This window comes from Kitasatospora sp. MY 5-36 (genome assembly GCF_001182915.1).
In the GTDB taxonomy this organism is placed as follows: Bacteria; Actinomycetota; Actinomycetes; order Streptomycetales; family Streptomycetaceae; genus Kitasatospora.
Genome location: NZ_LFVW01000610.1, coordinates 1 through 6,911 on the forward strand (window position 1 = coordinate 1; position 6,911 = coordinate 6,911).

The following is a 6,911-nucleotide window of genomic DNA, read 5'->3' on the forward strand; positions in this document are numbered from 1 at the left end:
CCCGGCAGCGGTCGCGGTGGGGCGCGGCGGGGCGGCCGGGGCCCCGGGGCCCACCGCCGTGGTGGCGGCCCTGGCCGCGGCGGCGGACATCGAAAGCACCGTCACCACGGTGCCGAGCGCCAGCGCGAACCCCACCAGCACCACGACCGCCAGGACGCCCGAGGCGCCCGAGACGGCCAGCAGTGCCACCGTGGTGGCGACGACGGTGAACGAGCCGAGGCAGGCCTGGGCGACGGAGGGGCGCGGCATGGCGGGGGTCCTTCGCACGTCGGGGGAAACGGGCGGGAGTGGAGCCGGTTCCAGTGGTGCTACCCCGCGGGGAGGACGGGTACGTCCAGGCTAGCCCCCGGAGGCGGGGGCACAGGGGGCGCACGGGCTCACCCCGGGGTCGTCCGGGCCGCTCGGTACGGTGAGACCGGCACCTGCCACGCACTGTCGCTGAGCACGTATCACCGAGCACCACGTACCCGGGGGAACCGACCATGCCCATCCCCGCCGACTGGCCCACCACCGAGGCCGAGGCACTCGCCGAACAGGAGCGGCTGCGCCCGCTCGTCCAGCCCCACGACGACCCGGGCCGGGACCCCGCCGCCCCCGGCACCCTGATCGCCGGTGTGGACGTCGCCTACGACGACGAGCACGACCTCGTCGCCGCCGCGGCCGTCCTGCTCGACCGCGACACCCTGGACGTCGTCGAACAGGCCACCGCCGTCGGCCGGATCGCCTTCCCGTACGTCCCCGGACTGCTCGCCTTCCGCGAACTCCCCGCCGTCCTCGACGCGTTGGCCGCCCTCACCCGCACCCCCGACACCGTCGTCTGCGACGGCTACGGCCTCGCCCACCCCCGCCGCCTCGGCCTCGCCAGCCACCTCGGCATCCTCACCGGACTCCGCACCCTCGGCGTCGCCAAGACCCCCTTCACCTTCGACCACCACGAACCCGACGCACCACGCGGCTCCTGGACCCCCCTCACCGACCCCGCCACCGGCGAGGAGGTCGGCCGCGCCGTACGCACCAGGGCCGGCGTCAAACCCGTCTTCGTCTCCGTCGGCCACCGCACCGGCCTCGACACCGCCGTCCGCACCACCCTCGACCTCGCCCGCCACTACCGCCTCCCCGAAACCACCCGGCACGCCGACTCGCTCTGCCGCCGCGCCCTCGCCGACGCCCGACGCACCGGGACGAACGCGAACTGACCATGCCCCGGGCGGGATTCGGGCCCGGTGTGTTAGACATGAGGCACCGGGGCCCGGCCCCGGCCGCCAGGGGGACGGACGCACGGGGGAGGCGCCGACATGGGCACAGGAACCACCGGAACCGGATCGACCGGCGGAGCCGGACAGGGCTACCGCGTCGAGGTCGAACAGCTCCGCGCCTTCGCCGGCCAAGTACGGCTGCTGCTCGCCGACTTCCAGAAACACGCCGACGGCACCGACGCCCACGGCCGCAGCGGCATCGGCAAGACCGCCTTCGGGACCTTCGCCGAGGCCGCCGAGATCCACGGCCGCTACGGCACCATGCGGGACGCGCTGCGCGACGTCCTCAACCAGCTCCAGGAAGCCGTGAACGAGGCCCAGCAGAAGGCCGACCTCACCGCCACCAACTACGAGGAGCAGGACCAGCACACCGCCACGAAGCTCAAGCTCGGCGACGACGGCTGGTCCGTCGCCCAGCCCTCCGCGAGCAGTCAGGCCGCGGCCCAGCAGAACCGCACCCCGTCCACCCGCGGCAACGCCACCGTCTGACCGCCGCCCGCCCGCCCCGAACGGAGGCCGACCGCCCGTGGTCTACACCGACTTCACCAAGTACAGCCACGCCCAGCTCCGCACCATGGCACAGGCCCTCGACCCCGGCGCGGTGATGGCCGCCGGCGACCCCTGGCGCAAGGCCGCCGACACCCTCAAGCAGATCCGCCAGACCCTCACCAAGGCCAGCACCGAAGCCGCCACCTCCTGGGAAGGCACCACCAGCGACGCCTTCCACACCCGCATGCTCACCCTGGCCGCCAGCATCAACAACGCCGCCGCCTACGCCAACGACGCGGCCAACACCCTCCACAACACCTCCGAAGCCATGGCCAAGGCCAAGCGCGACATGCCCGAGGAACCCGGCAACTGGGACAAGGTCAAGGACACCGTCGGCGACGCCCTCTTCGGCGACGACGACGAACACATCCCCCTCGCCGACCGCAAGAAGGCCGAAGCGGCCGCCATCATGCAAACCCTCGCCATGCACTACCGCGTCGCCACCCCGGCCCTGAAGCCCCCGCCGATGACGAACCAGCGTGTCGACAAGCCCGTTGAGCAGGGATCACAGGACGACCCTGGCAACGCCGCGGCGATGGCGGCGGCGGTCATGTCGGGTACCTCGTTCGGAGCCGGGGGAACGTCCGCGCGGACCGCATCCGCTCCTGCGCCGCAGCGTCCGAAGTCCTCCCAGCCTCCGATGGCGGCCGGCTCCTCGGCCAGGAACGCGGCTGTCGCGACCGACTCCGGCATCAAGGGCGGTATGGCGCAAGCCCTGTCGAAGCCGTCGAGCACGGTGGGTCGCGGTCCCGAAGCGGGAATTTCCGGCACCCCGGTGTCCCGTCCGAGCGGTAGCGTGCCGACGCCTCTCACTTCGGGCACCCAGACCTCCGGCCTGAGCACCGGCCCGGTCACGGGCCCCGTGACCGGGCCGGCTCCGACCGGAGGCGGGCAGACGGTCGTCGGCCCGGCCGGACCGACCGCGCAGAATCCGGTGGCCCTGCCCGGGATCGGGAACGGCAGGCCCGGATACGGAGGCAGTGGGTCCACCGGTGGCGAGACACCGGTGCAGGGCGTGAGCCCACGGGCGGGCCGGGCTGTCGCAGGTGGTGGCGGTGAGGTCAATCCGGGCTTCGGAGCCGGCGGCCGTGGAGCCACCGGAGGCAAGCAGACCGGTGCGCCTCAGGGCCGACCAGGCGGTTCCGTCCGAGGGGCGACGCCGCCCGATGCCGGGGCACACGGCAAGCAGGCGTTCACGGAAGGCGGGTCCGGGCTGGGAGTGCGGAACCGCCTCAGGGGCGAGTCCGGCGTCGCAGGTGCGAACGGCATGTCTCCTGGTATCCCGCTGACCGGTACCCAGGGACGCAAGAAGGATCGGGAGAAGGACGGCAAGCGGCCGGACTACCTCGTCGAGGACGAGGAGACCTGGGCGTCGGACAAGCCGACCAACCCGAACGTGGTGGAATGAGGCCGGTCCGTAGGCGGACTGGTGATCTGATCGCATCCCGCAGGTCGGTGGCCTGCGGGATGCCTCGCTGAGTGGGGTGACCGGGTTTGACGAGCCGCTGGTTGGCGCGTGGTACGGCGGTCCTTGCCGCCGGGGCACTGGTCTGGGGTGTTGCCGGGCCGGCGGCCTTGGCCGATCAGGTCAGGGACCAGCAATGGGCTTTGAAGACCTTCGAGGCCGAGGCCAAGGTCTGGCCGGTCAGCCAGGGCGAGGGCGTCGTCGTCGCGGTGATCGACACCGGGGTGAACCCGGACCACCAGGACCTGACCGGGCAGGTTCTTCCAGGGGCTGATTTCTCGGGTACCCAGTCGGATGGTCGTGTTGACACCAATGGGCACGGGACGGGCATGGCGAGTCTGATCGCCGGCCACGGCCACGGCACTCAGGCCGGAGTGATGGGCCTGGCTCCGAAGGCGAAGATCCTTCCGGTGAAGGTGCGGACGAACGACGAAGGCCCCATCCCCGAGCAGAACGACCTGGCGGCGGGCATCCGCTTCGCGGTGGACAAGGGCGCGAAGGTCGTCAACATCTCTCTCGGGGGGGGCTCGCGATTCGACTCGCAGACGCGAAAGGCGGTTGCGTACGGGGTGTCGAAGGACGTCGTTCTGATCGCGGGCACGGGCAACGACGGTTCAAGCAACGGCGTAGGGTATCCGGCCGCCTTCCCCGGCGTCGTGGCCGTGGGGGCGGCAGATTCCAAGGGTGTTGTGTGGGGCGATTCCACGTCCGGCCCCGAGACCACGCTCATCGCGCCCGGCGTCGGGATCAACCACGCCGGGGCGAAGTCACCGACGAGCTACCTGGTTGCGAACGGCACCTCCGATTCCACGGCCTACGTCGCCGCCACTGCCGCGCTGATTCGGTCGAAGTACCCCGACCTGTCCGCCGGGCAGGTGATCAACCGCATGATCAAAACGGCCACGCCGCCGGCCAACGGGACGGCGGTGCCCGACAACCACTACGGCTACGGGCTCGTCGCGCCGGCGAAGGCCCTGGAGGCGAATCCCGCTGTGGACAACGGGCCCCGGGAGAACCCCCTGCTCGGGCGGATGGAGGCGAAGGGCACTCCGCCTCCGGTGGACGAGGAGACCGACGAGCCCGCCGTCGTGCCCATGGTCCCCGAGGGGGACAAGGGGAACGGCGGGAACGGGGTCGGGGTGGTCGTGGGGGTGGCGGCCGGGGGGTTGGTGTTGGTGGTCGCTCTCGTCGGGGTGTTGGTGGTGCGGAGGCGGCGGGGGGCGGGTCAGTGAGTGGCGAGCCATTCGTCGCGTAGGGCGGCCATCTGGAGGACGTCCCAGTAGCGGTCGTCCCAGTGGTGGGCTTGGCGGGAGCGGCCTTCGAGGGTGAAGCCGGACTTGCGGTAGGAGTGGGCGGCGCGTTCGTTGTACTCGAAGACTTCGAGGTGGACGCGGTGGAGGCGGATGGTCTCGAAGGCGTGGCGCAGGACCAGGAGGGTGGTTTCGGTGCCGATGCCGCGGCCGGTGTGGTCCGGGGTGAGGGCGATCCGGTAGCCGGCGGAGGAGTTGTCGGGGTCGACGTCGTTGAGGGCGGCCTCGCCGAGGAAGCGGCCGGTGGCGGGGTCTTCGACGGCGAGGTCGAGGCGGTCGGGCTGTTGGGCGCGGGTGGTGCACCACTGGTGGATCCGGTCGCGGGTGAAGGCGGTGCGGGTGCCGGTGAGCCGTCTGGTGGTCTCGTCGGCGCAGAGTTCCCACATCGGGTCGGTGTGCCGTTCGTCGAGGGGGACGAGCCGGATGGTGGGGCCGTGCAGGGTGGGCTTCACGGCGAGGGCGGCGAGATCGGTGGGAGCGGTCATGGCGGCCAGGATGGATGGTCGGCTTCCGGTTCGTCCACGTGTTTAGTCCTGGCGTGCGGGCGCGCACCGGTTGGGGTGCGCGCGGGGACGGGGGCGTGTGTCGGGCGGTCGCGCCGGGTGAATGCGCCGAGGGTGGCAGTATTTCGGCGACCGCTGGCGTCATTGCCGCTGGTGGGGTTCCCCCGGTGGCGGAGATGCTGGGCCCATGAGCACTCCTGAGCGCACGCGGGTCGAGAGCACGTCGATCGCCGCCACGAACACCGCCGACGACGGGATCGTCCCCGACACCAAGGACTGGACCTGGGTGCTGGAACGCCCGTGCCCCGACTGCGGGTTGGAGACTCCGCGGGTGGTGCGGGAGGACGTCGCCGGGATGGTCCGGGCCAATGCGGAGGGCTGGCTGGCGGTGCTGGCGGCGGATGTGGACGGGCTGCGCAGGCGGCCGGCTCCGGGGGTGTGGTCGGACCTGGAGTACGCGTGCCACGTCCGGGACGTCTTCCGGCTGTTCGAGGTCCGGCTGAACCTGATGCTGGACCTGGAGGACCCGCTGTTCCCCAACTGGGACCAGGACGGGACGGCCGTCGCCGAGCGCTACGGGGACCAGGACCCGAAGGTGGTGGCCGGGGAGCTGGCGGAGGCCGCGGAGACGCTCGCCGCCGCTTTCGAGCGGGTGGCGGGGGCGCAGTGGGCGCGGACCGGGAGCCGCAGCGACGGGGCGCGGTTCACGGTCGAGTCGTTCTCCCGGTACCTGATCCACGACCCGGTGCACCACCTGTTCGACGTGACGGGCGAGCGGGTCTGAAGCCGGGCCTGGAGCCGGGCCCGGGAGCGGGGCCGGGGCCCGGTCTGAGGCCGGACCGGAGGCGGCCGGGGCGCGGGGTCACCAGCCGGAGGCCTCGCGCAGCATGGTGCGGCGCAGCCGTCCGGCCACGCTGGCGGCGTCGGTGCCGATGACGTCGGCGATCTCGGGGGCGGCGAGGCCGACGACGTAGTGCAGGATCGCCAGGTCGTCGTCGGCCGGGTGGCGGTCCGGGGCGGGGGTCGCCTGGCGGGTGTGGTCGGCGACGGTGCCGCGCAGGATCTCCCAGGCGTGCGCGGTGGGGTTGGAGCTGCCCATCAACTCCCGCCAGTGCACCGCGATTTCCGCGAAGGCCTGTTGGACGGCGACGGCCGCGGCGCTGTGCTCGGTCAGCCACACGCGCGCGTAGCTGAGGTACCGGGGGCGGTGGAGTTCGCAGAACGCGGTGAACTCCAGGGGCACCTCCGCCGGCTCGCCGGGCCTCGGGGGCGGCTCGGCTGAACTCTCGTGACGGTTGGTCATCTCGGCTTCTCGGAAAGGGAGATGGGTTTCTGACGGTCGATCATCTGTGCTCACTCTACGGTAGGCCCTCGGTGCGCTGGGTGACCAATCCGATGGAATGCCCGGAACCCGCCGCCGCCAGGCCGGTTCCGGTGGCGACCGGGTGCGGCGAGGTGGCGGGACGGCCGGGCGGAGGGCCGGCGAGGGCCGGTGGGGCGGTGCTGCGCAGTGGCGCGGGATTCGTAGGTGCGAGCGTGTCGCGGCTGGTCAGAGGGTGTGGGGCGACGGCGGCCGCAGGGCGGTTGATGTGCCACCGTAGGCCCTGTGGAGGCTGGCGTCCACGCCCAGGGCGCGAACCTGGGTGCGCACAACCACCCGCACAACCGCACTCACGATCGTGGGGAAGATCGCCACGGAAGAGGGCATGGTCGTCACCGCGATGACGTCCGCGCGGGCGGGCCGGACGGCGTGCGCGGAACGGGTGCGCCGTGGACGCGGTGGACCCGGCGCCCGCCGCGCGCCGGGGCGGAGGGCGCGCTGGTGGGG

General features: G+C 72.4%; 8 protein-coding genes. 5 read left to right on the plus strand and 3 right to left on the minus strand.

The features are described from left to right. Window positions 1-249: hypothetical protein (locus AE652_RS46760; RefSeq protein WP_053112359.1), on the minus strand; the 249-nt coding region annotated here is incomplete at its 3' end. Between the two features lie 233 nt (window positions 250-482). Here AE652_RS46760 and AE652_RS31530 point away from each other — a divergent pair. The 4 genes from AE652_RS31530 to mycP all read left to right on the plus strand — a co-directional run bounded on the left by AE652_RS31530 (window position 483) and on the right by mycP (window position 4,502). Then, entirely contained in the window at window positions 483-1,196 is a 714-nt protein-coding gene (locus tag AE652_RS31530) for an endonuclease V (protein ID WP_049657751.1), read from the plus strand. A gap of 99 nt (window positions 1,197-1,295) precedes the next feature. After that, entirely contained in the window at window positions 1,296-1,745 is a 450-nt protein-coding gene (locus AE652_RS31535) for a hypothetical protein (RefSeq protein WP_049657753.1), read from the plus strand. A gap of 37 nt (window positions 1,746-1,782) precedes the next feature. Beyond that, window positions 1,783-3,213, plus strand: a complete 1,431-nt coding sequence (locus tag AE652_RS31540; RefSeq protein ID WP_049657754.1) for a WXG100 family type VII secretion target — start codon at window positions 1,783-1,785, stop codon at window positions 3,211-3,213. A gap of 86 nt (window positions 3,214-3,299) precedes the next feature. Next, entirely contained in the window at window positions 3,300-4,502 is a 1,203-nt protein-coding gene (gene mycP, locus AE652_RS31545; RefSeq protein ID WP_063780332.1) for a type VII secretion-associated serine protease mycosin, read from the plus strand. Here mycP and AE652_RS31550 read toward each other — a convergent pair. Then, a complete protein-coding gene (locus AE652_RS31550; RefSeq protein WP_049657759.1) occupies window positions 4,496-5,065 on the minus strand; it encodes a GNAT family N-acetyltransferase in 570 nt (189 codons plus the stop codon). The genes mycP and AE652_RS31550 overlap by 7 nt on opposite strands. 205 nt (window positions 5,066-5,270) lie before the next feature. Here AE652_RS31550 and AE652_RS31555 point away from each other — a divergent pair, with 205 nt between their 5' ends. Further along, window positions 5,271-5,867 carry a DinB family protein gene (locus AE652_RS31555; protein WP_082346097.1) on the plus strand — a complete coding sequence of 199 codons (597 nt, stop codon included), beginning with the start codon at window positions 5,271-5,273 and terminating at the stop codon, window positions 5,865-5,867. A 78-nt stretch (window positions 5,868-5,945) separates the two neighbouring features. Here the strand turns inward: AE652_RS31555 and AE652_RS31560 are convergent, their stop codons facing one another. Further along, window positions 5,946-6,386, minus strand: coding sequence for a hypothetical protein (locus tag AE652_RS31560; protein ID WP_049657761.1), 441 nt, complete (start codon window positions 6,384-6,386; stop codon window positions 5,946-5,948). Window positions 6,387-6,911 lie beyond the last annotated feature (525 nt).

Excerpts from the sequence above, each read along its gene's own strand:
- AE652_RS31530 (WP_049657751.1), top strand. The coding sequence starts at position 483 with ATGCCCATCCCCGCCGACTGGCCCACCACCGAGGCCGAGGCACTCGCC.
- AE652_RS31535 (WP_049657753.1), top strand. The coding sequence starts at position 1,296 with ATGGGCACAGGAACCACCGGAACCGGATCGACCGGCGGAGCCGGACAG.
- AE652_RS31550 (WP_049657759.1), bottom strand. The coding sequence starts at position 5,065 with ATGACCGCTCCCACCGATCTCGCCGCCCTCGCCGTGAAGCCCACCCTG.
- AE652_RS31555 (WP_082346097.1), top strand. The coding sequence starts at position 5,271 with ATGAGCACTCCTGAGCGCACGCGGGTCGAGAGCACGTCGATCGCCGCC.
- AE652_RS31560 (WP_049657761.1), bottom strand. The coding sequence starts at position 6,386 with ATGACCAACCGTCACGAGAGTTCAGCCGAGCCGCCCCCGAGGCCCGGC.